The 24279-nt window shown below is 71.1% G+C and carries 25 protein-coding genes and 2 pseudogenes; 13 read left to right on the top strand and 14 right to left on the bottom strand.

Features of this window, described 5'->3' with window-relative positions; genetic code table 11:
• On the bottom strand, positions 1 to 1384 hold a 1384-nt coding region (locus ABD172_RS02275), incomplete at its 3' end, for an aldehyde dehydrogenase family protein (protein WP_344306561.1).
• 29 nt (positions 1385 to 1413) lie between these two features.
• Here ABD172_RS02275 and ABD172_RS02270 point away from each other — a divergent pair.
• Positions 1414 to 2550, top strand: coding sequence for a glycosyltransferase family 9 protein (locus tag ABD172_RS02270; RefSeq protein WP_344306560.1), 1137 nt, complete (start codon positions 1414 to 1416; stop codon positions 2548 to 2550).
• Between the two features lie 32 nt (positions 2551 to 2582).
• On the opposite strand, the gene ABD172_RS02265 is transcribed toward ABD172_RS02270, so the two are convergent.
• The 7 genes and pseudogenes from ABD172_RS02265 to ABD172_RS02240 all read right to left on the bottom strand — a co-directional run bounded on the left by ABD172_RS02265 (position 2583) and on the right by ABD172_RS02240 (position 9586).
• The gene (locus ABD172_RS02265) at positions 2583 to 3269 is read right to left on the bottom strand and encodes an SDR family oxidoreductase (protein ID WP_344306558.1); all 687 of its coding nucleotides are present in this window, start codon (positions 3267 to 3269) and stop codon (positions 2583 to 2585) included.
• Positions 3270 to 3344: 75 nt separating this feature from the next.
• Positions 3345 to 4826 carry a D-glycero-beta-D-manno-heptose 1-phosphate adenylyltransferase gene (gene rfaE2, locus ABD172_RS02260; RefSeq protein WP_344306557.1) on the bottom strand — a complete coding sequence of 494 codons (1482 nt, stop codon included), beginning with the start codon at positions 4824 to 4826 and terminating at the stop codon, positions 3345 to 3347.
• Complete coding sequence (locus ABD172_RS15300) at positions 4823 to 5497, bottom strand: D-sedoheptulose-7-phosphate isomerase (protein WP_425546642.1); 675 nt, start codon at positions 5495 to 5497, stop codon at positions 4823 to 4825. The genes rfaE2 and ABD172_RS15300 overlap by 4 nt, the downstream gene beginning before the upstream one ends.
• A 138-nt stretch (positions 5498 to 5635) precedes the next feature.
• Positions 5636 to 6880, bottom strand: a pseudogene (locus tag ABD172_RS15295) (glycosyltransferase); the annotation flags it as partial.
• Positions 6877 to 7935: a glycosyltransferase gene (locus tag ABD172_RS02250; protein WP_344306552.1), complete on the bottom strand. Its 1059-nt coding sequence runs from the start codon at positions 7933 to 7935 to the stop codon at positions 6877 to 6879. The gene ABD172_RS02250 and the pseudogene ABD172_RS15295, both read right to left, overlap by 4 nt.
• On the bottom strand, positions 7932 to 9107 hold the full coding sequence (locus tag ABD172_RS02245) for a glycosyltransferase family 9 protein (protein ID WP_344306551.1): 1176 nt from the start codon (positions 9105 to 9107) through the stop codon (positions 7932 to 7934). The genes ABD172_RS02250 and ABD172_RS02245 overlap by 4 nt, the downstream gene beginning before the upstream one ends.
• Positions 9104 to 9586, bottom strand: coding sequence for a D-glycero-alpha-D-manno-heptose-1,7-bisphosphate 7-phosphatase (locus ABD172_RS02240; protein ID WP_344306549.1), 483 nt, complete (start codon positions 9584 to 9586; stop codon positions 9104 to 9106). The genes ABD172_RS02245 and ABD172_RS02240 overlap by 4 nt, the downstream gene beginning before the upstream one ends.
• Positions 9587 to 9631: 45 nt before the next feature.
• On the opposite strand from ABD172_RS02240, the gene ABD172_RS02235 reads away from it, so the two are divergent.
• A complete protein-coding gene (locus ABD172_RS02235) occupies positions 9632 to 10741 on the top strand; it encodes a glycosyltransferase family 9 protein (protein ID WP_344306548.1) in 1110 nt (369 codons plus the stop codon).
• 537 nt (positions 10742 to 11278) lie between these two features.
• Here ABD172_RS02235 and ABD172_RS02230 read toward each other — a convergent pair.
• The 3 genes from ABD172_RS02230 to ABD172_RS02220 form a co-directional block, all read right to left on the bottom strand.
• Positions 11279 to 11479, bottom strand: coding sequence for a hypothetical protein (locus ABD172_RS02230; RefSeq protein ID WP_344306546.1), 201 nt, complete (start codon positions 11477 to 11479; stop codon positions 11279 to 11281).
• 101 nt (positions 11480 to 11580) lie between these two features.
• Positions 11581 to 12024 carry a DMT family transporter gene (locus ABD172_RS02225; RefSeq protein ID WP_344306544.1) on the bottom strand — a complete coding sequence of 148 codons (444 nt, stop codon included), beginning with the start codon at positions 12022 to 12024 and terminating at the stop codon, positions 11581 to 11583.
• 2 nt (positions 12025 to 12026) lie between these two features.
• A complete protein-coding gene (locus tag ABD172_RS02220; RefSeq protein WP_344306543.1) occupies positions 12027 to 12341 on the bottom strand; it encodes a DMT family transporter in 315 nt (104 codons plus the stop codon).
• Positions 12342 to 12439: 98 nt separating this feature from the next.
• On the opposite strand from ABD172_RS02220, the gene ABD172_RS02215 reads away from it, so the two are divergent.
• Positions 12440 to 13363: a HEAT repeat domain-containing protein gene (locus ABD172_RS02215; RefSeq protein WP_344306541.1), complete on the top strand. Its 924-nt coding sequence runs from the start codon at positions 12440 to 12442 to the stop codon at positions 13361 to 13363.
• Here the strand turns inward: ABD172_RS02215 and ABD172_RS02210 are convergent.
• Positions 13296 to 14300, bottom strand: coding sequence for an EamA family transporter (locus ABD172_RS02210; RefSeq protein ID WP_344306539.1), 1005 nt, complete (start codon positions 14298 to 14300; stop codon positions 13296 to 13298). The genes ABD172_RS02215 and ABD172_RS02210 overlap by 68 nt on opposite strands.
• A 91-nt stretch (positions 14301 to 14391) precedes the next feature.
• Positions 14392 to 15063, bottom strand: coding sequence for a DNA alkylation repair protein (locus ABD172_RS02205; protein ID WP_344306537.1), 672 nt, complete (start codon positions 15061 to 15063; stop codon positions 14392 to 14394).
• 245 nt (positions 15064 to 15308) lie between these two features.
• On the opposite strand from ABD172_RS02205, the gene ABD172_RS02200 reads away from it, so the two are divergent.
• From ABD172_RS02200 to ABD172_RS02160, 9 genes and pseudogenes are all read left to right on the top strand, one after another.
• Positions 15309 to 15617 (top strand): hypothetical protein, encoded by a 309-nt coding sequence (locus tag ABD172_RS02200; RefSeq protein ID WP_344306535.1) that lies wholly within the window; start codon positions 15309 to 15311, stop codon positions 15615 to 15617.
• 428 nt (positions 15618 to 16045) lie between these two features.
• Positions 16046 to 17911 (top strand): molecular chaperone DnaK, encoded by a 1866-nt coding sequence (dnaK, locus tag ABD172_RS02195; RefSeq protein ID WP_344306533.1) that lies wholly within the window; start codon positions 16046 to 16048, stop codon positions 17909 to 17911.
• Positions 17911 to 18546, top strand: coding sequence for a nucleotide exchange factor GrpE (locus ABD172_RS02190; protein ID WP_344306532.1), 636 nt, complete (start codon positions 17911 to 17913; stop codon positions 18544 to 18546). The genes dnaK and ABD172_RS02190 overlap by 1 nt, the downstream gene beginning before the upstream one ends.
• A gap of 140 nt (positions 18547 to 18686) precedes the next feature.
• A complete protein-coding gene (locus ABD172_RS02185) occupies positions 18687 to 19706 on the top strand; it encodes a DnaJ C-terminal domain-containing protein (protein WP_344306531.1) in 1020 nt (339 codons plus the stop codon).
• 75 nt (positions 19707 to 19781) lie between these two features.
• A complete protein-coding gene (locus ABD172_RS02180; RefSeq protein ID WP_344306529.1) occupies positions 19782 to 20261 on the top strand; it encodes a heat shock protein transcriptional repressor HspR in 480 nt (159 codons plus the stop codon).
• Positions 20262 to 20459: 198 nt separating this feature from the next.
• Positions 20460 to 21044: a hypothetical protein gene (locus ABD172_RS02175; protein ID WP_344306527.1), complete on the top strand. Its 585-nt coding sequence runs from the start codon at positions 20460 to 20462 to the stop codon at positions 21042 to 21044.
• A gap of 5 nt (positions 21045 to 21049) precedes the next feature.
• Positions 21050 to 21757 carry an OmpA family protein gene (locus ABD172_RS02170; protein WP_344306525.1) on the top strand — a complete coding sequence of 236 codons (708 nt, stop codon included), beginning with the start codon at positions 21050 to 21052 and terminating at the stop codon, positions 21755 to 21757.
• 22 nt (positions 21758 to 21779) lie between these two features.
• Positions 21780 to 22460, top strand: a pseudogene (locus ABD172_RS15290) (low temperature requirement protein A); the annotation flags it as partial.
• 58 nt (positions 22461 to 22518) lie between these two features.
• Positions 22519 to 22902, top strand: coding sequence for a low temperature requirement protein A (locus tag ABD172_RS02160; protein WP_425546641.1), 384 nt, complete (start codon positions 22519 to 22521; stop codon positions 22900 to 22902).
• Positions 22903 to 23016: 114 nt separating this feature from the next.
• Here ABD172_RS02160 and ABD172_RS02155 read toward each other — a convergent pair whose 3' ends face one another.
• Positions 23017 to 23814 (bottom strand): maleylpyruvate isomerase family mycothiol-dependent enzyme, encoded by a 798-nt coding sequence (locus ABD172_RS02155; RefSeq protein ID WP_344306520.1) that lies wholly within the window; start codon positions 23812 to 23814, stop codon positions 23017 to 23019.
• 147 nt (positions 23815 to 23961) lie between these two features.
• Between ABD172_RS02155 and ABD172_RS02150 the strand changes: the two genes are divergently transcribed.
• A complete protein-coding gene (locus ABD172_RS02150) occupies positions 23962 to 24261 on the top strand; it encodes a hypothetical protein (RefSeq protein WP_344306518.1) in 300 nt (99 codons plus the stop codon).
• Positions 24262 to 24279: the final 18 nt, after the last annotated feature.

Below are 24279 nucleotides of genomic sequence, written 5' to 3'. Positions count from 1 at the left end.
CCGTCGGCGACTCGATGTGGACGACGGACACCGTCGTCATCTCGTCGAGGAGCTCGGGTCCGTACCCGAAGCCGGTACCGGACGCCTTCTGCGGCTGGGCGGACCCGCCGGGGGCGCCGCCGAACACCCCGTTCACCTTGATCGTGCCGACCGGCAGGACCGAGGTCGCGGCGAGGGCCCGGTCGATCCGCGGGGTGAGGACGGTCGCGGCGAGCCCGTACCGGTCGGCGGCGGCCCGGCGCAGCCCCTCCGCGAAGTCCGGGACCGGGAGCACGGGCGCCACCGGACCGAAGGTCTCGTCACGGACGACGGGGGAGTCCTCCGGGCAGTCCACGAGGACCGTGGCCGGGTAGAACGCGCCGGGGCCGTCGGGAACCGTGCCGCCGGTGAGGGCGCGGGCACCGCGGGAGAGCGCCTCGGCAACCTGGGCGTGGACGCCCTCGCGGTGTGCGAGGTCGACGAGGGGTTGGCGCGGCTGCGGGGAGTTCCACTCCTGGGCCCTGGCGACGAGGGCGTCGAGGAACTCCGCGGCGAGCGACTCGTGGACGAGGATCCGTTCGACCGAGGTGCAGATCTGCCCCGCGTTCGCGAAGGCCCCGAGGGCCGCCTGGTCCGCCGCCCACGCCGGATCGACTCCCGCATCGATGACGAGTGCGTCGTTGCCGCCGTTCTCGAGGACGACGTGCGCCCCGGTGATCGCGGCCGCAGCGGCGATCTCCCGGCCCGTCGCGGTCGAACCGACGTGGGCCACGACGTCGACCCGGGGGTCCGCGACGAAGCGCTCACCGACCGCACCGTCGCCGGTGACCGTCGTGAGCACCCCTTCGGGCAGCACGGAGGCGAGGACCTCGCCCAGATACCTGCCCAGGTGCGGACACCGTTCACTCGGTTTGTGGACGACGGTGTTGCCGGTGACGATCGCGGCTCCGAGGAGCCCGGCGGCGACGGCGACCGGATCGTTCCACGGGGTGAGTGCGAGAACGACGCCGCGCGGTCGCACGAGCGTGTAGTCGGCGGCGAGCACATTGCCCTGCAGACTCCGGCCGCGGTGCGCCGGTCCTAGTTCCGCGTACTGACGCAGCGTGCCGACGGCCGCATCGATCCCACCGCGGGCGTCCTCCGGCAGTTTTCCGGTCTCCCGGGTATTGAGTTCCGCGAGTTCCTCCCGTGCCGCCTCGAGCGCGTCGGCCATCGCGTGGACGAGCGATCCGCGTTCGGCCGCGGGGACGGTCGACCAGTCGGTCGCCGTCCAGTGCGCGAGAGCGAGGGCTCCCTCGATCTCCTCCGCCGTGGCGATCGGCACGGCGCCGACGGACTCCCCGGTGCGCGGGTCGTCTACAGTGAGGGCGTTCGGACGGGCGTCCGTTCGCAGGTTCTCGGTCATGAGCGTCCTCCTTCCGGAAGGTATGTGACATGAACTCGACGTCGGTGGGACCCCTCGGGGTCCGGTTCGACGATGTACGCGAGATCGCGGTGCTCCGCGGCGGTGGCCTCGGGGATCTCGCATTCGCGATCCCGGCGATCACCGCGCTGAAGGCCGCATATCCCGAAGCCCGCCTCACGGTGCTCGGCACTCCGGTGCACGCGGCGTTGCTCGAGGGCAGACCCGGGCCGGTCGACGAGGTCGTCGTCCTGCCGCACGCCGAGGGGGTGCGCCCGACCCCGGCCGGGAGCGCTGCCGACGGACCGGCCGAGGACCCCGCCGCGGTGGCCGCGTTCCACGCCCGGATGCGGCAGCGGCGGTTCGACCTCGCCGTGCAGCTCCACGGCGGCGGCAGGTTCTCGAACCCGTTCCTCCTCGCCCTCGGTGCGCGCCACACCGCGGGCACGGCCACGCCGGACGCCGCGGAACTCGAGCGCACGCTGCCGTACGTCTACCACCAGCACGAGGTGCTCCGGGCACTCGAGGTCGCCGGCCTCGCCGGGGCCCCGGTCGTCGATCTCGAGGCGCGCCTCACGGTGACGGAGGCCGAACGCGCGGCCGGGTCCGGGATGCGTGATCGCGCTCGCCGCGGCCTCCTCGTGCTCCACCCGGGGGCGACGGACCCGCGTCGCCGTTGGCCCACCGCGCACTTCGCGCGGCTCGCGGCGCTCGCCGCGGAGGCCGGACTCCAGGTGCTCGTCGTCGGTGCGGAGGAGGACGTTCCCGCAGCCGAGGCGATCGTGGCCGGTTCGGGCGCCCCGGACGCGGTCGGTTCCTGTGCCGGTCGCCTCGGCCTCGGGGACCTCCTCGGCCTGCTCGCGGAGGCGGACGTCCTCGTCGGCAACGACAGCGGCCCGCGGCACCTCGCACAGGCGGTCGGCACCGCGACCGTCGGTCTGTACTGGGTGGGTAACCTCCTCAACGCCGGGCCGCTCGGTCGTGACCGTCACCGGGTCCACCTCTCGTGGATCACCCGGTGTCCGGAGTGCGGGATCGACGTCACCCAGGTGGGGTGGACGGCACCGCGGTGCCCGCACGACCCCTCGTACCTCGACATGATCGAGCCGGAGGCGGTGTTCGCGGACGTGCAGGCACTGCTCACCGAGGCGCAGGTCCTCCGCGACTGACGGGGTGCGTCCCGGCACCGGCGGGATGCGAGTCACGGCCACGAGTCCTCGAGTTCGTGCGCGATGAAGAGCTCGCGCACCTCGACGCCCGCCGGCTGCCCGAGGGCGAACACGATCGCATCCGCCACCCGCGCCGGGTCGTTGAGCTTCGAGTCGTCCTGCGGCATGAACCGTTCGCTGCGCCCGTCGAAGAACCGCGTGTTCATCCCGCCGGGCACGAGGTTCGTCACCCCGACCGCCCCGGCGGTCTCCCCGGCGAGTGCCTGGGAGAATCCGCGGACGCCCCACTTCGAGGCGCAGTAGGCGGTGGCCCCACCGGCCCCCTTGAACGCGAGGGTGGACGCGACCGTGACGACCCGGCCGTGGGTGAGCCGCAGGTGGGGGAGCGCGGCCCGCGCGAGGTGCACCGTGCCGAGCAGGTTCACCGCGAGGACCTTCTCCCACTGCGCGGCCGTCACCTCGTCGAGGTCCCCGGGGATGTCGATGCCGGCCGCCGCGACGACCGCGTCGATCCCACCGAGGTCGGCGGCGACGGTCTCGACGGCGGCCTCGACCGCCTCCCGGTCCGTGACGTCGACCCGATGCCCGGGGAACTCGGTGCCCGGTTCGAGGTCGAACACGACGGGCAGACCCCCGGCGGATCGGACGGCGTGGGCGGTCGCGAGGCCGAGCCCCGATCCGCCTCCGGTGATGACGACGCGCTTCGTGTCGAGGTCCATGAACGTCCTTCCCGTTTCCGTCGAGCCCTCGAGGACGAGTGCTCGAACTCGTGGTGGTCGTGCAGGTGGTGCGTATCAGACGGTCTGCAGTGCCTCCGCGAGGAGGGAGGTCGACCGCGCCGGGTGGTAGGGGACCGCGAGCACCTCGCCGCCCCAGCTGCGCACGAGGTCGGTCTCCGGCAGGAGCTCGGGTGTGTAGTCCCCGCCCTTCACCCAGATATCGGGGCGGATCTGTGCGAGGACCGCCTCGGGGGTGTCCTCGTCGAAGATCAGCACGTGGTCGACGTACCGCAGCGCCCGCAGTAGTTCCGCCCGGTCGTCCTCGCGGACGATGGGGCGTCCGTCGCCCTTGAGCCGGTGCACCGAGGCATCGGAGTTGAGGCACACGACGAGCACATCGCCGAGGCGCCGCGCCGCTTCCAGCGTCCGGGCATGTCCGGCGTGGAGCAGGTCGAAACACCCGCCGGTCGCGACGATCCGCCCGCCGCGGGACCGGACCTCGGCGAGCGAGGCGAGGACCGTGGCACGGTCGTCCGTGCCGGGGACGGCCCCGTCGTCGTTCCGACCGTCGTCGCCGTGTCCGCGCGACGGGCCCGTGCCCGGGGTTCCCGTCAGGTGCGCGGCGCCGGACTCCTGCTCGGCGAGAACCGTCCCGACGCCCCCGCGGGCAATGAAGGCGGAGGCCAGGCGGTTCGCGGTCCCGACGGCGTCCGTGAGTGCCTCACCGCGGTCGAGGGCCACGAGGAGGCTGCCGGCGAACCGGTCGCCGGCCCCGCACGTGTCCCCGGACGCGGGCACGCCCGGGACGAACCTGCCTGCGGTCCCGTTCTCCGCGAGGACGGCTCCGGCCTCGCCGAGAGTGACGACGACCGCGTCGACGGGCAGCTCCGCGGCGAGGGCGCTCGCCGCCCGGGTGCCCGCCGCGGGGGAAGCCGGTGCGGAACCGTGCCCGGCGAGGCCGAGGGCCTCGGGGAGGTTCGGGGTGAGGGCGCGGACCCCGGGGACCGGTGGGGCGCCTCGGGGGTGGGGGTCCCAGACGACGGGGACGCGGGTTGCCGCGTCCTCGAGGGCCTCCCGCAGGCGGGGGTCCGCCAGGAGGCCGCGGCCGTAGTCGGAGACGAGAACGGCGTGCGCGGCGCGGACGGCCGCGCACATCTCCTCGGTGACCCCCGGGGCGGGATCCGGGCCGCAGTTCTCGTCGAGGCGGGTGACGACCCGGCCGTCCGCGAGCACCCGCTTCTTCACGGGGGTGCCGCTCGGCAGGAGACCGTTCACGACGTGGACGCCCACGAGCCCGGACCGGACGTGCGCGGCCGCCGCGTCGTCGCCGAGCGCGGTGACGAGCGTGACGGGGACCCCGTCGGCGGCGAGGAGGAGGGCGGCGAGGCCCGCACCACCGGGTCGGTGCCGTGCCCGGTCGACGTCGACGACGGGGACCGGACCGTCGGGGGAGAGACGCTCCGCATGCCCCACGACGTCGGTGTCGAGGAGGACGTCGCCGACCACGACGAGGCCCCGGTGCCGGGAGAAGGCGGTGTGGGAGAGGCCGTCGGTCATCGCGCCACCGCCCCGGAACCGGCGAAGCGGGCCGTCCCGGTCGCCCGGGCCGCCTGTGCGGTCGCGGCGGGCATCGGGGGACGGGCGGCGCCGGCCATCGGGGTGCGGGCGCGGTCCCACTCGTTCGACCGTGCCGCGATGATCTGCGCGTTGCGTTCCGTGCGGTCGGCAAGGCGCAGGTCGAAGGCGCGGCAGAGGATGTGGACGGCCATGAGGTGGGTCTCCTGGACGTGCGGGGCGGCGGCGTCGATGCACAGTGCCTCGTCGCTCAGCTCCGCGAGCGGGTTCGGGGCGGGACCGGTGAGGGCCCACGTCCGCACCCCGAGGCGCCTGGCGGTCTCCGCGGCCCGCAGCAGATTCACCGACCGGCCGCTCGTCGACAGGAGGACGAGGACGTCACCGGGGGACCCGAAGGCCTCGACCTGGCGGGCGAAGACGTGGTCGAACCCGTAGTCGTTGCTCACCGCGGTGAGGGTCGAGGTGTCCGTCGTGAGGGCGATGGCGGGGAATGCGCACCGTTCATGGGCGAACCGGCCGACGAGCTCGGCGCTCAGGTGCTGGGCCTCCGCGGCGGAACCACCGTTCCCGGCGATGAGGACCCGGTGGCCCGTCGTGAACGCGTCGAGGAGGCTCGCCGCCCAGCTGTCGAGGACCTCACGCTGCGCGCGCAGGGAGGCGAGCGCTTCCGCGAATCCCGCGAAGTGCGCCTCGATCTCCGCGCTCGCATCGCAGTGGGCCCGCGGGAGGACGAGGACGTCGGCCTCCGGTGGATCCGGCAGTGCGGGCGTGGGGACGACCCGTTCGCGGATCGCGGCAGCGGGGGAGGCGAGGAGCTCGGTGTAGACCCGCTCGGTCGCCTCGGCGACGACCGGCCAGGCATAGCGGTCCTCGGCCCGGGCGCGGCCGGCCCGCCCGAGCTCCGCGGCGAACTCCGCGTCGTCGAGGAGCTGGGCGAAGGCTCCGGCGAGGGAAGTCGCGTCGCGGGGTGGCACGTGCAGGCCGGTGACCCGGTCGACGACGGTGTCGGCGAGGCCCCCGACCTCCGCTGCGACGACCGGCACCCCGCATCCCATCGCCTCGAGCGGCACGATGCCGAAGGGCTCGTACCAGGGGGTGCAGGCGACGAGGCGGGCACTGCGGAGGAGTGCCGGGACCGTTTCACGTGGAACCTGTCCTCGCAGGTGAACGGCGTCGGAGACGCCGAGCTCGGCCGCGAGGTCGCGGAGGCGGGAAGCCTCCGGATCGTCCCGGAGCGCCTCGGCGGATCCACCGCCGCCGACGATGTGGAGCTCGACGTCCTCGTATCCGCGTTCCCGCAGGAGCGCGAGGGCGCGGATGGGGAGGTCCATGCCCTTGCGCGGCACGAGGCGGCCGATCGAGACGATGCGGCGGGCGCCTCCGGTGTCCTCGGCTCCCCCGTTCGGGAGGCCGTGTCCCGGGGTGAACTGTTCGAGGTCGACACCGCACGGGACCACCGAGGTGTCGAGTGCCGGGATGCCCATCCGGGCGAGTTCGGCCACTTCGTCGTGGCAGGTGGCGATCACCCGGGCGCAGCGGCGGCCGACGAAGGGTTCGAGGTCGGCGCGTTCGGCGGGGCTCGTGTCCCGGGCACCCTGGTGGCGCCGCTTCACGGTGCCGAGCGCGTGGAAGGTGTGGGCGAGGGGGACATGGGTGAGGTCCGCGGTCTCGAGTGCGATCGCGGCCGCCAGGCCCGACATCCAGAAATGCGAGTGCACGACGTCCGGGGTGTGCTCGGGGTGGTGCTCCCAGTACTCCGCGATCCCGGCTCCGAGGGTCGGCATGAAGGGGAGGAGATCGTCCTTGCCGACCGTTTCGGCCGGTCCCGCGGTCACGTGCACGACATCGACGCCGTCGTCGGTGTGCACGACCGCGGGGAGATCCGCGGAGTCCCGGCGGGTGAAGACCGTGACCTCGTGACCGCGCTGCACGAGCGCGCGGGAGAGTGCGGCGACGTGGACGTTCTGCCCTCCGGCGTCGACCCCGCCGAGAGCGGCGAGCGGGCTCGCGTGTTCGGAAACCATGCTGATTCTCATCGACCGACCTTTCTCATGAGGGGTGCTGTGGTGCGGACGGCGGACCCGAGAACCGCGGACCCGAGAACGGCGTCCCAGTCACGCAGGAAACGTTCGAGCCCGTAGTGGGAGCGGGCGTGGTCGCGGGCGGCCGCACCCATCTCGCGGGCGCGGACGGGATCCGCCATGAGGGTGCGGACGGCCTCGTGGAGCTCGGCGACGCTCGTGGAGACGAAGCCCGCGTCCGGCGGGACCGCCCGGTACGCCTCGGTCGTCCCGAGGGCGACGACGGGCATGCCGAGGTGCATCGCCTCGAGGAGGGAGAGCCCGAGCGAGGTCCACCGGACGGGATGGAGGTAGAGGCGGCGCAGGCCCATCTGGATGTGGAGTTCCTCGAGCGGGACTTCGCCGAGCCCGAGGATGCGGTCGTCCTCCGTGAGGGCCGCATGGCCGAGTGTCTCGGTCGCGATGCCGAAGACGTCGAGCGGGGCGGTCCGGGAGAACCCCACGAGGAGGTCCGTGCCGGTCACCCGCCACCGCCTGACGGGTTCGTTGCTCACGACGACGGCCCGGTCCAGTTCGCCGGTGTAGAGCGGTCCGGGATCCCGGATGCCGTGCTCGATCACCGTCGTCGGGGTGCTCCCGCAGTCCCACATGAGTGCGTTGTAGTGGGTGACGTGGACGATCGGGACCGGGGCGCGGACCGACACCTCGGTCATGATCTCCATCGCCGAGGGTCCGCGCACCCCGACCGCCATCGGGTGGACGGTGTCCGGGACGTCTCCCCGTGGGGTGTTGTGCTCGAGGTAGATCGCCGGGACGTCCTCCCCGGGGATGGCCCCGAGCAGTCGCCGCACCTCCGCGTACTCCTCGGGACGCTGGAGGACCACGAGGTCGATACCGACCGCGCCGAGGTCCTCGGGGTGGACCTCGTGGACGGAATCCGGCCAGTCACGTCCTCCCCGGCCGAGGCCCCAGGGGCCGCCCTCGGGCAGTGTCGGCAGGTAGTAGTCGTGGGTGCCGCGGACGAAGGCGTCCGTCCAGGAACCGTGGACGTGCCACAGGAGGATCTTCATGACGGTCCTTTCCGTGGTGCTCGAGTGGTGGAACGCGCGGGGGTGAGGAGCTCATCGGGGACGGCGGCGCTACCGGTGCGGACCCGCTCGAGGAGTCGTCCGAGTGCGTCGACGACCTCCGACGCCGTCACCTGTGACAGACACGGGTGACCGGGGACAGGGCAGTCCCGTGCACGGGAGAGGCGGCACGGGGCGTGCTGGTCGCCGAGGATCTCGAGCGGCACCCCGTACGGGGCCCACCGGATGAGCGGGACGACGGGAGCGAACAGACTCACGACGGGAGTACCGACCGCCGCCGCGAGGTGCGCCGGGCCGGTGTTGCCGACGATCACGGCCTCGGCGCGGGCGAGGATCTCGGCGGTGCCGCGCAGGTCCGTCGCCCCGCCGGCGTCGATGCCGCGGGACCCGGCGACGAAACGGGTGAGTTCGCGCTCGGCCGGGGATCCCGTGACGACCACGCGGTACCCGGCGGAGTCGAGCGCTCGGACGGTGTCCCGGGCGTTCTCCGCCGGCCAGGTGCGGGCCGGGGCCGAGGCGCCGGGATGGAGGACGAAGTACGGGGCCTCGGCGAGGGTGCGGGCGAGGAGCACCCCGGCCTCGGTCCGCGTTCCGTCGTCCTCGGTACCGGCCCCGTCCGGGCCCGTGGGGAAGAACGTCCCGGTGGGGTCCGTGATCGCGAGGCGACCGTCGTCCCCTGCGGGCAGGGAGAACCCTGCGGCCTCCGCGATCGTGAGGGCGCGTTCGGCCTCGGGCTGGTCCTCGGGGAAGTCCTCGCCGGGGCGCAGCCGGACGTCGAGGAGGGACCCGGCGAAGTCGACCGAGGCGCCGGTGACGTGCGGGACGCCCGCGAGTTTGGCCAGGAGGGCCAGCGGCAGGGGCGACTGGTGGAAGGACGTGAGGATCACGACCCGGTCGAAACCGCGGCGCAGGTACTGCACGAGGACGTCGAGGTGCGCCTCGTCGACCGGGGGCGCCGGCACGACGGTCCACGGGCTCTCCCACGTGAACACCTCCGTCGGCCCGGGCAGGAGCTCGGCGGCCGGGCGTCCCGCGGGGCCGCAGAGGAACGCGAGTTCGCTCACCGCCGGGTCCGCGGCGATCGCCCGGACGGCCGGGCCGGTGACGAGGACGTCGCCCATGCTGTCGAGGCGGGCCACGAGGACGCGGGTCATGAGCGGACCCCCTCGAGGACGAGGTCGACGGCTTCGACGAGGTCGGAGGCGACGCATCCGGCCGCCTCGACCTCCTCGGGGAGGGTGCGCCGGGTGGGGACGAGGATCCCGTGGGCACCGGCGGCGCGTGCCGCTTCGACATCCGCGCCGATGTCACCGATGACGACGATGTCGGCGGGGTCGATCCGGCAGCGCAGGGCCGCGGAGAGGATCATGCCGGGCGCGGGTTTGCGGCACGCACAGCCGGCCTCCGGCGCGTGCGGGCACATTTCCCACAGGTCGAAGGGACCGAGGAGCTGCTCGACGCGGGCGTTCACCGCGTCCACCTGCCGCCGGGTGAGGATCCCCCGTCCGATACCGGACTGGTTCGTCACCACACCGGTGCGTACGTGCTTCGCCCGTACCGCCTCGAGCGCGGTCCGGGCCCCGGGGACGGGGACGACACGGGCCGGATCCCCGTTGTAGGGGACGTCGAGCACGAGGGTATCGTCACGATCGAAGAGGACGAGGCGAGGGAGGGACCGATGGGCGAGAGTCGGGGAGACGGCCCGGTCGGTGGTCCGGGAGGTCGGATCGACGTCGACCGACCGGTGCTCGTCGTCCTGCGCGCGCTCGGGCTCGGCGATCTGCTCGTCGCGGTGCCCGCGTTGCGCGGGCTGCGTGCCGGGTTCCCGCATCATCGGATCGTGCTCGCGGCCCCCGAGGGCCTCGCACCCCTCGTCGGGGCGATCGACGCGGTCGACGACCGCGTCCACTGCGCCGGCCCCGAGGACACGGCGCTCGCCGAACGGCTCCGCGGGGCAGGACTGTGGCCGGTCGACACGGCGGTGAACCTCCACGGCGACGGGGAGGCCAGCCGCGGGCTTCTCGTGGGGCTCGAACCGCGGACCTACATCGGGGAGCCGGTCGGTGGAGCCGGGGGCGCGCCCCGTGACTCCGCGCTCCACCAGCGCGAACGCTGGGTCGCTCTCCTCCGGGAGCACGGGCTTCCCGGGGATCCCACCGACGTGCGGATCGGATCCCCGCGCGGTGCCGGCAGGATCGTCGAACGAGCGCTGCGGGCGGCGGACGCTCCGTTCCCGGAGACCTGCGGAGCGCACCCCTTCGCCCTCGTCCACGTCGGGGCGAAGTTCGGCAGCCGTCATTGGCCGGTCGAACGGTTCGGGGCGGTCACGGCAGGGCTCGTGCGGCAGGGGCTGCGGGTCCTCGTCACCGGGAACCAGGTCGAGCGTCCGCGGACCGCGGCGACGGTCCGGGCCGCCCAGGAGCTGCTCTCCGGTGGTGCTGCTGAAGGTGAGGAGGTCGTCGATCTGGGTGGACGCCTCGGGCTCGAGGAGCTCTGTGCGTGCGTCGCGGGAAGTGCACTCGTGGTCTCCGTCGACACCGGTGTCGCGCACCTCGCGAGCGCTTACGGACGTCCCTCCGTCGTCCTCTTCGGGCCGGTGGGTCCGGAACTCTGGGGTCCTCCACCCGGGCCGCACCGGGTGCTCACGGACGTATCCGTCCGTCGCGGTGACGTCCGGGCGACCGATCCGGATCCCGCGCTCCTCGCCGTCACGGCCGCTGACGTCCTCGCCGAGGCGCGTGCGCTGCTGCAGCCCCGAGCGCCGGCGGCCGGAGGTTCGCGGCACTGAGCGCCGGAGGCCGACATTTCGCAGCCCTGAGACCCGTGGGTCCGGATTCCGCAGGAGTGAGTGCTGCGTCGTTGAAACCATGCCGTCGCCCTCCCATCGTTCCCGTGGGGCGACGTGTGCGGCGCCGTACCACGGATGACTGTGTGCGGTGATGCCTGGTGCTGTCGAAGTCCGCCGTCGGTCCTCGGATCGGGGACGCCGGCGAGGACCGCTGGGAGTTCACATGCAACGCCACGAGCGACGGGAAAGCAATGGACGGATTCGTTCAGAAGCGCAGGTCAGAGGGCATGTGGAGGACGTTCTTCCAGGTCGCGGGCCCAAAAGGGCCTGAGCTGTGAGTTCAATGGGAAGGCCCTTTTGGGCCTGGTGGGAACGGCGGCGGACGCTCCGGCCCGCCGCTGCCGGTCCTCCCGCAGGCCCGGTGTGGAAATACGGTGGGTCCACCCACGCCGAGGCGCCCGCCTCCGGTGACGTGTGATGCCACCGGAGACGGGCGCCTCGGGAACGAAGTGGCTCCTGCGGAGCCTGGTGGAGTGCTCAGTAATGAGCCGGCGGGTCGCTGCTGGGGAAGGACTCCTCGCCCCACTCGTCCACGAGTTCGTCGTCGTGGTCGTGCTTCTTCTGCGCGGTGTCGTCCGCGTCGTCCTCGCGTTCCTCGACCGGGAGGTCGGGGTCGTTCCTCAACTCGTTCCCGAGGTCTGCCCCGAACTCGGCCTCAGGAGTGGTGGATTCGCTCATCACTGTGCCTCCTTGCGTCGACGTACGTGGTGCGGTCGGCATGGCTGCCTGTTCTCAAACTACGCGCGTGGACCACGGAAGTCAGTACTTTTCGGGTCTTCTCAGGCCTTTCGTGGCCGACGCCGCTCCTGCCGGACACCGTCCCCGTGGGGGCCCTTCGCCGGTGCCCCGACGGCCTTGAGTCCGATGACCGCCCCGATGATCCCGGCGAGGAACAGCAGACGCAGCGCCGTGATCGGTTCGGTGCCAGTCGCCATCGCCCAGGCGACGGTGAGGGCCGCGCCGATCCCCGTCCAGACCGCGTACGCGGTGCTCATCGGGATCGTCCGGGCCGCGTGGCCGAGGCCGAGCATGCTCGCTGCGAGCGCCACGAGGAAGACGGCGGTCGGGAGCGGGCGGGAGAGCCCCTCGCTGGCGCCGAGTGCGCTCGCCCAGACGGCCTCGAGGACGGCGCTCACGAGGAGGACGGTCCAGGCGCGGGAGGCGCTGGGTCGGCGGGCGGTGCGCGGCGCCTCGGGCCCGGGGGCTGCGGGAGTGAGTGCCATGGTCACGCCACCGCCGTGAGTCCGACGACGCTGCCGACGAGGACCGCGAGCAGGATCGCCCGTGCGGCTCCGAGGCGTTCCTCGCCCCGGACCACTGCGACGAGGACCGTGAGGACGGCACCGATGCCCACCCAGACGGCGTAGGCCGTGCCGGTCGGGACGGTCGTCATGGCGTACGCGAGCCCGATCATGCTCGCGACGAGGGCGAGAACGAAGAGGACCGTCGGGCCGATCCTCCGGAGGCCGTTCGAGGCGCCGAGCGCGCTCGCCCAGACCGCCTCGAGCATGCCCGCGACGATGAGTACTGCCCAGGCCACGTGGGTCCTCCTTCGGGAGTGGGGTGGTCGTCGGAGATGTGGACGGCTGTGCGGGCCGTGAACGGCGCACGGGTTGTGGGCGGTGCCACACTGGGCCCATGACCGAACCCACGCATGGTTCCGACCGTATCGTCCCGCCGCCGGTGGGTGTGCAGGGGTCCCGTGATCCGGAGCGCCGCGCGGCGATCGCCCGTGCGCTGGCGGCGGGCGGGTCGTCCACGCGTCTGCAGTCCGTGCTCGCGCTCGGCACCCGCCCCGACCCCGAGGCCGTCGTCCCGCTCGTCGAACGCTGCGCGGTCGAGCCGGACTTCTACGTCCGCGACATGCTCACCTGGGCGCTCACCCGGCATTCCACCGAGGCGGTCCTCCCGCTCGTGCTCGCGCAGTTGCGCTCCACCGTCCCGCAAGCGCGCAGCCAGGCGCTCCACACCCTCTCGAAGCTCGGGGACCGGGCGACGTGGCCGGAGGTCACGGAGGACCTGCTCGCGGACCCCGACGACGAGGTCGCCCGCGCCGCGTGGCGGACGGCCGCGGGGCTCGCGCCGCACGAGGAGTGGGGTGCGCTTGCGGAGATCCTCGCGACTCAGCTCGGCCGAGGCGGTCGGGATGTGCAACTGAGCCTGAGCCGCGCACTCGGCATGCTCGGCGACGCGGGACGCCCCGTGCTCGAGCGGGTGCGGGATGCCGGGGGCCGGGTCGACGTGGCGCGGGGCAGTGCCGAGGCGCGTGACGATCCCGCGGCGGTGACCGGAGCCGAGGTGCGGACGGGTTCCGAGGAGCGGGACGGCGCCGGGGTGCGCGGCGCCTCGGACGTGGTTCTCGCCCATACGCTCGCGACGCTCCGGATGCTCGACGACCCGGAGGCCGGGTTCGTGCTCGACGTCGAGGAGGCGAAACGGGTGCGGGCGCTCGGTCGGTTCGCGCCGGAGCTCCGGGCGGAGCCCACCCCGTCGGCTAATCCCGGTCGTGCGTCGACTCCGCGGTCGGCAGGGCGGCAGGGGCCGGCGCTGCCGACGGCGTGACCGGAGTGGCCGCGGAGGTGCGTGACGCCTCGGGGGCCTGCGCGGCCTCGGGGGCTCGCAGGGGCGACCAGGGGAACCGGCTGAGCGACCCGAGGAACACGCCGCCGACGAGCAACGCCCCGCCGAGGAGTTCCTCCCAGGCGACCGCCTGCCCGAGCACCAGCCACGCGGCCGTGATGCCGACGACCGGGACGAGGAGCGAGAACGGTGCGACGACGCCGGCGGGATGCCGTGCCATGAGCCACGACCAGATCCCGGACCCCGCGACGGTACCGATGAGGACGGTGTACGCGAGCCCGAGGAGCGCGAGGATCCCCGTCGTCGAGGCGAGGCCCGTGAAGGAGCCGGCGATCGCCTCGGGCCCCTCGACGGCGAGGGAGAGCGCGAGCATGGGGAGCGGCGGGACGACGGACATCCACAGGGTGAGGCGCAGCGGTTCGGTGGTGCGGGCCTGTCGGTTGCAGATGTTGCCGAGCGCCCAGCCGAACGCGCCCGCGACCGTGAGGAGGAACGGCACGAGGGCGGCTGCGCCCGCGCGGTGCATGCCGACGACGGTAAGTCCGGCGACCGCGACGAGGATCCCGAGGAGTTGCGGCGCGCTCACCCGTTCGCGCAGGAGCGTCGCGCCGAGGAGCACGGTGAACGGGGCGGAGGTCTGGAGGACGAGCGAGGCGAGGCCCGCCGGCATGCCGATCGCCATGCCCCAGTAGAGGAAGAGGAACTGGAGGGTGCCGAATCCGAGCCCGTAGCCGATGAGCCACCTGAGCTTCACCTTCGGGAGCGGGACGAGGAGGACCGTCGGGATCGCGATGAGGGCGAAGCGGAACGCGACGAGGAAGTACGGCGGGAACTGGGCGAGCGAGGCATCGATCGCGAGGAAGTTCAGGCCCCACATGATCGCGACGGAGGCCGCCAGGAGGCGGTGGGTGATCGGCATGCACCGATCGTCCTCCGCTGCACGTCGAAGTACCAAGTGCTCCGGGTGTTCCGGGGTCGGACCGGGTGCTCCCGGGGCGGACCGGGTCGCGTCAGCCCTCCCGGCGGCGGACGATCTCCGTGATCCAGACGGGGGCGAACGGCGAGGTGCAGTTCGGGGGAGTCGGGTAGTCCTTGAGGACCTCGAGGCGCTCGCCGATCGCGAGTGCCCGCGCGCGGAGTTCCGGGTGTTCGATCCCGATCGTTGCGAGGCACTCGTTCATCGCCCACTGGAGGCGTTCCGGCGCGGCCTTCATCTGCGCCTCGAGGGTGTCGAGCAGGCCGGGCATGTCGAGTGGAGTGGGCTTCTCCGGCGCTTTTGCGACACGCTCGCTCGTGAGGGCCCAACCGGCACTCGCGACGACGGGATCGGGGTCGTCGATCCACACGAGTCGCAGCTCCTCCTTGTGTGCGGACTTCTTCACGATGTAGTTCACCAGCCAGTCCTGGACCTTCGGCAGGCGGGCTTCGCGGAGCATGCGGTCGAGGTCGTCCCGGGAGAACTGCTTGGGCCGTGCGAGGAGCAGCGCGAGCAGGCGCGCGTTCGGATCGGCGGTGTTCCAGAGCTCGGTGGCGAGTGCGGGGTTCGCCTTCTCCCGTTTCGCGACGGCCCGGAGTTTCGTGAGGTTCACGCTGTGCGCGTCCCCGTGCTTCTCATTCACGGCGAGGATCTTCGGGTCGGCGAGGGAAGCGAGTTCCTCGAGCAACGCATCGACAGAAGTCATGGGTTCATTGTCGCCTCCCGAGGTGCTCCTCGGCACCCGAGGTGTCGTTCGGCTCCCGGCGCGGCGCCGCGTCTTCGCCCCGGTATGGCACCGATGCAGCATCGGCTGTTGATATCCTGCAGTGGCGTCGGCGACGGCGTTCTTCCTTTCATGATGAGTCCCCGGGGTGACGTGTGTCCTCACACGGCCGGGCGGCTCCGTGGTCACAACACCGTTGTTCACGACACCGTTCGAAAGGAAGAACCATGACCGAGCACCCGAACGCCGACTCCCCGATCTCCTGCACCGCTGCCGCTCGCTGCGGGCGGTGCGTCGACTGCTACGAACTCGACTGTTTCCTCGCGGAGTTCCGCGGCACCCCCTGCGAGTCCGAGATGCTCGACCTCGGCCTCGCCTATTTCTTCACGGGGGAGCTCGAGTACCGCGCCTTCATGTCCGGGGTGAACCGCCTCCGTGCGGCGCGGAGTGCGCGGGACGAAGCCGCCCGCCGCGGTCGGACTCGCCGACGCCGCCTCGTGGAAGCAACGCGCGCGGTACACAGAGCTCGGGTCTGAGTGCTCGATTCTGTTCGGGTGGCGGCGTCGAAGTCGCGATTGAATGTCGAGTTTCGCCGAGATCGCGACGGGAATCGCGACTTCAACGGCCGCACCGCAGGGAATCGCGACCTCGGCGCGACCCCTCCCTACGCTGTCGTCGATCGTGCGGGATTCGACCGTGAAACCGAACGATCGGCAACAGCGAGCGGCCCCAACGGCCCCGCACGCCTGTGATAAGCGGACCCGGAAAATTTCTTCCTCCCCGCGGAATAAACCCTCACACCTCAAAGTTGAGTCGGGTGCACGCAAGTTTTCTGAGTGTGGCTTTGACTCTCGGAAACCACCATTCCAGACTTGAGCGGTAAGTGCTCAACCCGGTCGGCCCACGCCCTCCGGTGCGAGCACACGAACATCCGCACCAACCCAGCTACAAGGAGGCACACCCCATGGCACGTGCAGTAGGTATCGACCTCGGAACCACCAACTCCGTCGTCGCGGTCCTCGAAGGTGGCGAACCGAAGGTCATCGCCAACGCCGAGGGCGGCCGCACCACCCCGTCCGTCGTCGCGGTCAACAAGAACGGCGACTCCCTGGTCGGTGAGATCGCGAAGCGCCAGGCCGTCACCAACCCGAAGAACACCATCGCCTCCGTCAAGCGCCACATGGGCACCGACTGGAAGACCGAGCTCGGTGGCAAGACCCTCACCGCTCCGGAGATCTCCGCACGTATCCTCCAGAAGCTCAAGAAGGACGCCGAGGACTACCTCCAGGAGGACGTGACCGACGCCGTCATCACCGTCCCCGCGTACTTCAACGACGCCGAGCGCCAGGCCACGAAGGACGCCGGTCAGATCGCCGGCCTCAACGTCCTGCGCATCATCAACGAGCCCACCGCTGCGGCTCTCGCCTACGGCCTCGAGCGCGGCAAGGAGGACGAGCTCATCCTCGTCTTCGACCTCGGTGGCGGTACCTTCGACGTCTCCCTCCTCGAAGTGGGCAAGGACGAGGACGATTTCTCGACCATCCAGGTCCGCGCGACCTCCGGTGACAACCGCCTCGGCGGTGACGACTGGGACCAGCGCATCGTCGACTGGCTCATCGGTGAGGTGAAGAGCGGCTACGGCGTCGACCTCTCGAAGGACACCACCGCTCTCCAGCGCCTCAAGGAAGCAGCCGAACAGGCGAAGAAGGAGCTCTCCTCCGCCTCGAGCACGAACATCTCGCTGCAGTACCTCTCGATGAGCGAGAACGGTCCCATCCACCTCGATGAGACCCTCACCCGCGCGAAGTTCCAGGACCTCACGAAGGACCTCCTCGAGCGCACGAAGACCCCGTTCCAGAACGTCATCCGCGACGCCGGTATCTCCGTGTCGGACATCGACCACGTCGTGCTCGTCGGTGGTTCGACCCGTATGCCCGCCGTCTCCGAGGTCGTCAAGGAACTCACCGGTGGCAAGGAGCCGAACAAGGGTGTGAACCCGGACGAGGTCGTCGCCCTCGGTGCCGCCGTCCAGGCCGGTGTCCTCAAGGGTGAGCGCAAGGACGTCCTCCTCATCGACGTCACCCCGCTGTCCCTCGGTCTCGAGACCAAGGGTGGTGTGATGACGAAGCTCATCGAGCGCAACACCCCGATCCCGACCAAGAAGTCGGAGACCTTCACGACCGCGGAGGACAACCAGCCCACCGTGTCGATCCAGGTCTTCCAGGGCGAGCGCGAGTTCACCCGTGACAACAAACTCCTGGGCACCTTCGACCTCACCGGCATCGCCCCGGCTCCGCGCGGCATGCCGCAGATCGAAGTCTCCTTCGACATCGACGCGAACGGCATCGTCCACGTCTCCGCGAAGGACAAGGCGACCGGCACCGAGCAGTCGATGACGATCACCGGCGGATCCTCGATCCCGCAGGAGGACATCGACCGCATGGTCCGCGAGGCCGAGGAGCACGCCGCCGAGGACAAGGCCCGCCGCGAGGCCGCCGACAACCGCAACCAGGCGGAGAACATGGTGTACTCGGTCGAGAAGCTCCTCACCGACAACGACGAGAAGCTGCCGGAGGACGTGAAGACCGCGGTCAAGGCCGATGTCGACGCGCTCAAGTCGGCGCTCGAGAGCGAGGACGACGAGGCCATCAAATCCGCCATGGAGACCCTCTCCCAGTCGCAGCTCAAGATCGGCGAGGCCCTCTACGCGCAGAACGGTGGCGCCGAGGGTGCCGCTGCTGCGGGTGCCGACGACGCCGGCGCCTCGGCCTCCGCCGATGACGACGTCATCGACGCCGAGGTCGTCGACGAGGACGAGGAGAAGAAGTAATGACCTCCGACGAGCAGGGCAACCTGCCCGAGGACGGCCGGAATCCGGAGGACCCGACCCCCACGGATCCCACCGCCGAGGCGCCCACCGGTGAGCAGAACGCCGCCGGTGAGCCCGCGGGCGAGGCCACCGGGGGCCCGGAGGCCGATGCCTCCGACCTCGGTGTGGAGATCCCGGACGACGCGAGCGAGCTGTCCGAGGAGGAGGCTGCCGCCGAGGCGAAGACCGCGGCCCAGCACCTCGCGGACCTCCAGCGCCTCAACGCCGAGTACGCGGCTTACCGCATGCGTGCCGGTCGCGAGCAGGAGCGGGCCCAGGCGGCCGGCATCGTCAAGGTCGTCGAGGCGCTCGTCCCCGTGCTCGACGAGGTGAAGCTCGCGAAGGACAACGGTGACGTCACCGGTCCCTTCGAGACGCACGTGAACAAACTGCTCGGCGCGCTCGAGAAGCTCGGTGTCACCCAGTACGGCGAACCCGGTGAGGAGTTCGACCCGCACCTCCACGAGGCGCTCATGCAGCAGCCCTCGGAGGAGGTCGAGACGGCCACCGTGTTCATGGTGATGCAGCCGGGCTACAAGGTCGGTGACCGGGTGGTCCGCGCCGCCCGCGTGGGCGTGCACGCACCCGCCGAGTGATCCCTTCGGTGTGAACCCCCGATCCCACCGGGCCGCGCAGATCGATTCTGCGCGGTCCGGTGGGATCATCCCGGACCCGCGCGGTCCGACCCACGAGTTTCCGATTTCCGTCACGAACGGCGGTGGAAAGGAGGTGCCAGGTGAATTCCGGCCCCCAGCAGGAATGGTTCGACAAGGACTATTACAAGGTCCTCGGTGTCTCCGAGGACGCCACCGATGCGGAGATCAAGAAGGCGTACCGGAAGCTGGCGCGCAAGTACCACCCGGACACGAACCCCGGTGACACGGCCGCGGAGGAGAAGTTCAAGGAGGTCGGTGCGGCACAGCAGGTGCTCACCGACAAGGAATCCCGCGAACAGTACGACCAGGTGCGGAAGATGGGCCGAGGCGCCCGCTTCACCGCCCCCGGTGGCGGCGGTGCCCATACCGGCGGCGGCTTCGACGACGTCTTCAGCGGTCTGTTCACCGGTGGTGCGCCGGGCGGAGCCCGCACCCGGTACTCCGGCGGTGGCGACATCCCGCCGGATCTCGCGGACCTCCTCGGCGGATTCGCCGGCGGTGGCGGTTACGGATCGCCCTACGGCAGCGGGTTCTCCACCGGCCCGGTCAAGGGCGGGGACATCAAGGCGAACACGACGCTCTCCTTCACGGAGGCCGCGAAGGGTGCGACCGTCAAGCTCTCGATGCCCAGCGGCAAGCCACTGTCCGTCCGCACTCCCGTCGGCGTCAGGGACGGGCAGAAGATCCGGCTCAAGGGCAAGGGCAAGGACAGTCCGAACGGCGGTGAGAAGGGTGACCTCATCCTCACCGTGAACGTGAAGCCGCACCCGGTCTTCACCCGCGACGGTGACAACCTGCGGATGGAACTGCCGGTGTCCTTCGCCGAGGCGGCGCTCGGTGCCGAGGTCGAGGTCCCCACCCTCGGCGGCCGGCCCGTGCGGATGAAAGTGCCCGCCGGTACCCCGTCCGGTCGCGTCCTCCGGGTCCGCGGCCGTGGCATCGAGACGAAGAAGGGCACGGGCGACCTCCTCGTCACGATCGAGATCGTCGTCCCCCGCAACCTGAAGCCCGAGGCGAAGGCCGCGGTCGAGGCATTCCGTGATGCCACGGCGGGTGAGGACCCCCGGGACGGTCTGTACAGTCGAGCTCGGGAGAGCTGACCGGGCACCCCGCGGGGCGAGTCGCCACGGCTCCTCCCGCGGGAACGTCACACGGACGCAAGGAGGTGTCGTGGCATGGACATCGGTCCGAACGCAGCCGTCTATGTCATCTCCGTGGCGGCGGAGCTCGCGGGGATGCACCCGCAGACCCTGCGCCAGTACGACAGGATGGGACTCGTGTCGCCGCGCCGCACCTCGGGGCGCGGTCGCCGGTACTCCGCGGACGACATCGCGAAACTGCGGCTCATCCAACAGTTGTCCCAGGAGGACGGCATCAATCTCACGGGGATCAAGCAGATCCTCGAACTCCGGGAGCAGGTCGAGGGGCTGCGCGAGCGGGCCGAACACCTGTCGCAACAGCTCGATCAGGTGCGCTCGCGCCTGCAGGCGGTCGGGAACGGCCGCGTCTTCGCGGCCGGCACGAGCGGTGACGTCGTGTCGATCCTCCACGGCCAGCGCCCCGAGTCCACGCCCGTTCGCAGCCGCGCCGGGGAACTCCCGGCGCGCGCCCGCAAGGGCGAACTCGTCGTGTACCGCGGTTTCGGCCCCCGCTGAGCGGGGGCCTTCCCCGTTCTCCACTCCCGAGGCGCCGCCCGGCCGGGAGCACGCGGCGCCTCGGCGGGCCGATCCCGCCCCGCAACAGCGGTGATGTGAGGTTCGCCGTGTCGCAACCCCGGAACACGGAATCGGCAGGCCGGGTCAGGCCCGCCGAATAGAATGAGGCGTCCTCGAATCACGTCCAAGGAGCCTCCGGTGAAACGCCTCGCCCTGTTCAGTGCCAGTGCCGTCATGTCCCTCGGTCTCGTCCTCACCGGATGCGTGGGTGCCGGCGGAGGTGAGGGATCCGGTGGCGAGGAGAACCAGGACACGCAACAGCAGCAGCCGGTCGACGACCCGGGCGTCGTCTCCGTCGATCCGAGCGACATCATCATCGAACAGACCTACACGAAGGCCGGGACCCAGGACTCCACGAAGGTGAGCGTCCTGTCGCTGCAGGAGGAGGGCGACTTCATGACCCTGCGCATCGCCTTCACCCCGACCTTCGCCTCCGTCGCCGACGACGAGTACATCGACAACTGGGACCTCACCCAGCAGCTCGACATGAGTGCGTTCGAGAGCGACATCGTGCTCCTCGACCGGCAGAACCTCAAGGAGTACTCGGTCATCCGTGGCGAACCCGGAGCGATGGCCTCCTCGACGGGTGACGTCGAGATCCTCAACGGCTCGACGTGGGTGTGGTGGGGCACGTTCGCGAAGCCGCAGGACGAGGTCGCCACTCTCGATCTCCGCGTCTCCGACATGATGCCGGAGTTCACCGACATCCCGATCACCCGGTGACCCCGATGACGACGTCCAGCACACGTGCACACGGGTCGGCGCTCGTGGTCGCCGGTGCCGCGGTCTGCCTCGGTGCGCTCGGCCTCGGCGCCGGGGTGCCGGGTGGCCTCGGCGCCTCGGCCGTGCACGCGGCCACGGAGACCGAACGACCGAACAACTCGGGGACGGGGGACAGCGGCAACCCGCCGGAGGGGCGGCAGGCCTCGCCGGAGGACCTCGTGGATGCGGTGAAGACCTACACGGACGACGACGTGCGGAAGTCCGTGCGCCAGTTCACCGGGGACGACGTCGCCGAGTCCGTCGAGCAGTACACGCAGAAGGACATCGACTCCTCCGTGCGCACGCTCGACACCATCGAGACCTCGGGGACCACGACGACGCTCACCCTCGCGACGGACATCCTGTTCGCACCGGGCAGCTGGGAGATCGAGGGCGAGGGAACGGACGCCATCACGACCCTCGTGGAGGACATCCCGCAGAGCGCGACGGTGAAGGTGCACGGTCACACGGACTCGACGAAGGGCTCGATCAGCAACCAGGAGCTCTCGGAGAACCGTGCCACGGCCGTCGCCGAGGCGATCGCGACCTCCCGGCCCGACCTCACGCTCGAGACCGAGGGCTTCGCGGAGACGGAACCCGCCGTGCAGGAGGACCCGGAGAACCCGGAGACCCTCGCGGCGAACCGGCGCGTGGAGATCATCTACGAGGGCTGACCTTCTGCCCTGGCATCGGGGCATGCGTCCCATCGCTCACGGCCTTCGTGCCGTCACCGGGCGGGACCCGGAGGAATCCGGGCGCGCCGCCACGACCCTCGAACTCCTCTACGACCTCACCTTCGTCGTCGCCATCGGTGTGGCCGCCTCGCAGTTCGCGCACATGCTCGCCTCCGGTGACGTGCTGCTCGCCTCGGGCGGTTTCGCGTTCACGATGTTCGCCATCTGCCTCACGTGGATCAACTTCACGTGGTACGGCAGCGCCTTCGACACCGACGACTGGTTCCACCGGGTCCTCACTCTCACGCTCACGCAGATGGTGGGAGTCGCGGTCCTCGCGGTGGGGATCGGGCCGATGTTCGCCTCCCTCCACGACGGCGGGCACTCGGTCGCGGGGACCGGTGAGGTGCACGGGCACGTCGACATGATCGCGATCGTCGTCGGGTACGTCATCATGCGGCTCGGATACGTGCTCCTGTGGGTGCGGGTCGCGTGGCACGCTCCGGAACACCGTCCGGTCGCGGTGCGGTACATCGTCCTCGTCGTGCTGGCACAGGTGTTGTGGGTCGTCGCGGCCCTCGCTCCGACGGATCTCGTGTGGAGCTTCGTGTGCATCGGGGTGCTCGGGCTCTTCGAGGTGAGTATCCCCGCCCTCGCACAGGGGCGGGCGGACGGACCGCCGTGGCACCCGCACCACATCGCCGAGCGGTACGGGCTCCTCACGATCATCGCACTCGGGGAGATCGTCGTCGGTACGGTCGATCCTCCACGCGCGGCCCTCGCGCGGCTTCGTCTTCGGGTACGGGATGGTGCCGCTGCTCCTCGCGACCGCGGCCGCCGGGGCCGGGGTCCACGTCGTCGGGCTGTACCTCGAGCATCATTCGGAACTGTCGACCGCGGTGACGGTGCTCGCGATCGCCTTCGCCGTCGCCCTGTTCCTCGTGGCACTCGACGGGGTCCGCGGCGGGCTCGAGGGCTTCTACCGCCCGGCGCGGGCGGTGGTCCTTGCCATGGCGCTCGGCCTGCTCACGCTCTCGGTGGTCCTCGCGGCGATCGGGGCGGGCATCCTCGTCTCGCTCGTGCCCGTCGTCGTGGCCGTCGCGGTGCCCGTGCTCGCCCACGAGTTCACCGACGGCGGTGAGTGAGGATGCCCACGGTTTCGACGAGGCCGAGCGAATCGATGTGCGTCTCGCAAGAAGCAAATCGATTGGGTTTCCCTCCGCAGAACCGTGGGAGTTCCGGTCACCGGGGTCGCGCGCTCAGAGCCAGGGCGGGGGCGTGGGCAGGCCCGCGGGTTCCTCGGTCGAGGTCGGCCAACCGCGGCCGGAGAGGTACGAGAACGCCTCGGCGGCGGTCGCGGTGAGGGTGACGGGCGTCTCGGGGGCGGAATCCGAGGTGCGGATGACGACGGTCCCCGTCTCCGGACGGTCGGTGAGGGTGACGGCGAAATTGGCCGGCTCGCCGCGGAGGGTCCACTCGGCCTCGACGTCCTCGAGCAGACGATCGATGACGGCGGCGGGGAAGTCGAGCGCGCTCATACCGATGCCGAGATCGAGACTGTGGACCCAGGCCTCACGGGCGCGCAGCCACGGGATGTCCGCTGCGGTGATCGCGGCGCCGCGTCCGGAGACGAGGGGCGCCGACCACTGTTCGTCGCTCATCGTGGCGAGCTCGGACGTGATCTCCTCGGCGACCTCGTGCGCGATCGCGATCGTGTCACGGCCGGACATGTGACCGGCGGCATCGGCGATCTGGGCGTCGCGCCACTCGCGGGACGGGTACATGGGGTTCTCGGTGCCGGTCTTCGCCCAGTCGATGAGTCGGAGGAACCCCTCGCCGTTGAAGATCACGTGGAGGGCGACGTGTTTGCGCGTCCACTCCGGCAGCGGGGACGGCTGCTCGAGCGCAGCGACGGAGAGCTGGTCGAGGGCCTGGAGGAAGAACGATTCGCCGAGGAGCCGGAGGCCGAGGTCGCGTTCGAGCGGTGTCGGTTCGGGCTGCGAGGAATCCGCCGGGGAAGGGTCTGCGTGCGGGTCGGGTGAGGTCGAGGGAGCCATGCCCTCACCCTATGCGAGGCCTCCGTTACCGGCGATGGTTTCCGTGACGAAGCACACTGTGCACCGTCGGAGAATTCCGTGGAGGAATGGACTTCTCCATGTCGTAGAAACTCGATTCACGGGTTTCTGTTCACGAAGGTGACCACCATGACCGTCCGGCCCCACGCCGCCACTGCCACCCACCGTTTCCGCGCCGCCGCGACATGGAACGCTCATTCCGCGACGCACGGTTCGGTCGTTCCCGGGCGTGCGCGTCCGCAGCGGCAGGCCGGCCCCGCGGGCGTGGCGATCCTCCCCATCAAGTGCCCGGACTGCGTCGGCAGGCTCACGAAGCGCGACCAGTACCGGTCGAAGACCGCGTGCGAGGGCGGCGCGCACCTCCTGCGCATCGATTGCGGGCACACCTACGATCCCCACGACGTCGCCAAGGTCATGGAGTGGTACTGAGGTGGATGCACGAGGCCC

This window comes from Brevibacterium samyangense (assembly GCF_039529845.1).
GTDB lineage: Bacteria > Actinomycetota > Actinomycetes > Actinomycetales > Brevibacteriaceae > Brevibacterium > Brevibacterium samyangense.
This window is presented reverse-complemented; position numbering and strand designations above follow the sequence as displayed.

Bases quoted from the DNA above. Each gene is read 5' to 3' on its own strand.
- ABD172_RS02210 (WP_344306539.1), bottom strand. From the start codon at position 14,300: ATGCCGATCACCCACCGCCTCCTGGCGGCCTCCGTCGCGATCATGTGG.
- ABD172_RS02205 (WP_344306537.1), bottom strand. From the start codon at position 15,063: ATGACTTCTGTCGATGCGTTGCTCGAGGAACTCGCTTCCCTCGCCGAC.
- dnaK (WP_344306533.1), top strand. From the start codon at position 16,046: ATGGCACGTGCAGTAGGTATCGACCTCGGAACCACCAACTCCGTCGTC.
- ABD172_RS02235 (WP_344306548.1), top strand. From the start codon at position 9,632: ATGGGCGAGAGTCGGGGAGACGGCCCGGTCGGTGGTCCGGGAGGTCGG.
- ABD172_RS02150 (WP_344306518.1), top strand. From the start codon at position 23,962: ATGACCGTCCGGCCCCACGCCGCCACTGCCACCCACCGTTTCCGCGCC.
- ABD172_RS02200 (WP_344306535.1), top strand. From the start codon at position 15,309: ATGACCGAGCACCCGAACGCCGACTCCCCGATCTCCTGCACCGCTGCC.
- ABD172_RS02190 (WP_344306532.1), top strand. From the start codon at position 17,911: ATGACCTCCGACGAGCAGGGCAACCTGCCCGAGGACGGCCGGAATCCG.
- ABD172_RS02180 (WP_344306529.1), top strand. From the start codon at position 19,782: ATGGACATCGGTCCGAACGCAGCCGTCTATGTCATCTCCGTGGCGGCG.
- ABD172_RS02170 (WP_344306525.1), top strand. From the start codon at position 21,050: ATGACGACGTCCAGCACACGTGCACACGGGTCGGCGCTCGTGGTCGCC.
- ABD172_RS02155 (WP_344306520.1), bottom strand. From the start codon at position 23,814: ATGGCTCCCTCGACCTCACCCGACCCGCACGCAGACCCTTCCCCGGCG.
- ABD172_RS02250 (WP_344306552.1), bottom strand. From the start codon at position 7,935: ATGAAGATCCTCCTGTGGCACGTCCACGGTTCCTGGACGGACGCCTTC.
- ABD172_RS02270 (WP_344306560.1), top strand. From the start codon at position 1,414: ATGAACTCGACGTCGGTGGGACCCCTCGGGGTCCGGTTCGACGATGTA.
- ABD172_RS02215 (WP_344306541.1), top strand. From the start codon at position 12,440: ATGACCGAACCCACGCATGGTTCCGACCGTATCGTCCCGCCGCCGGTG.
- ABD172_RS02245 (WP_344306551.1), bottom strand. From the start codon at position 9,107: ATGACCCGCGTCCTCGTGGCCCGCCTCGACAGCATGGGCGACGTCCTC.
- ABD172_RS02225 (WP_344306544.1), bottom strand. From the start codon at position 12,024: ATGGCACTCACTCCCGCAGCCCCCGGGCCCGAGGCGCCGCGCACCGCC.
- rfaE2 (WP_344306557.1), bottom strand. From the start codon at position 4,826: ATGACCGACGGCCTCTCCCACACCGCCTTCTCCCGGCACCGGGGCCTC.
- ABD172_RS02230 (WP_344306546.1), bottom strand. From the start codon at position 11,479: ATGAGCGAATCCACCACTCCTGAGGCCGAGTTCGGGGCAGACCTCGGG.
- ABD172_RS02265 (WP_344306558.1), bottom strand. From the start codon at position 3,269: ATGGACCTCGACACGAAGCGCGTCGTCATCACCGGAGGCGGATCGGGG.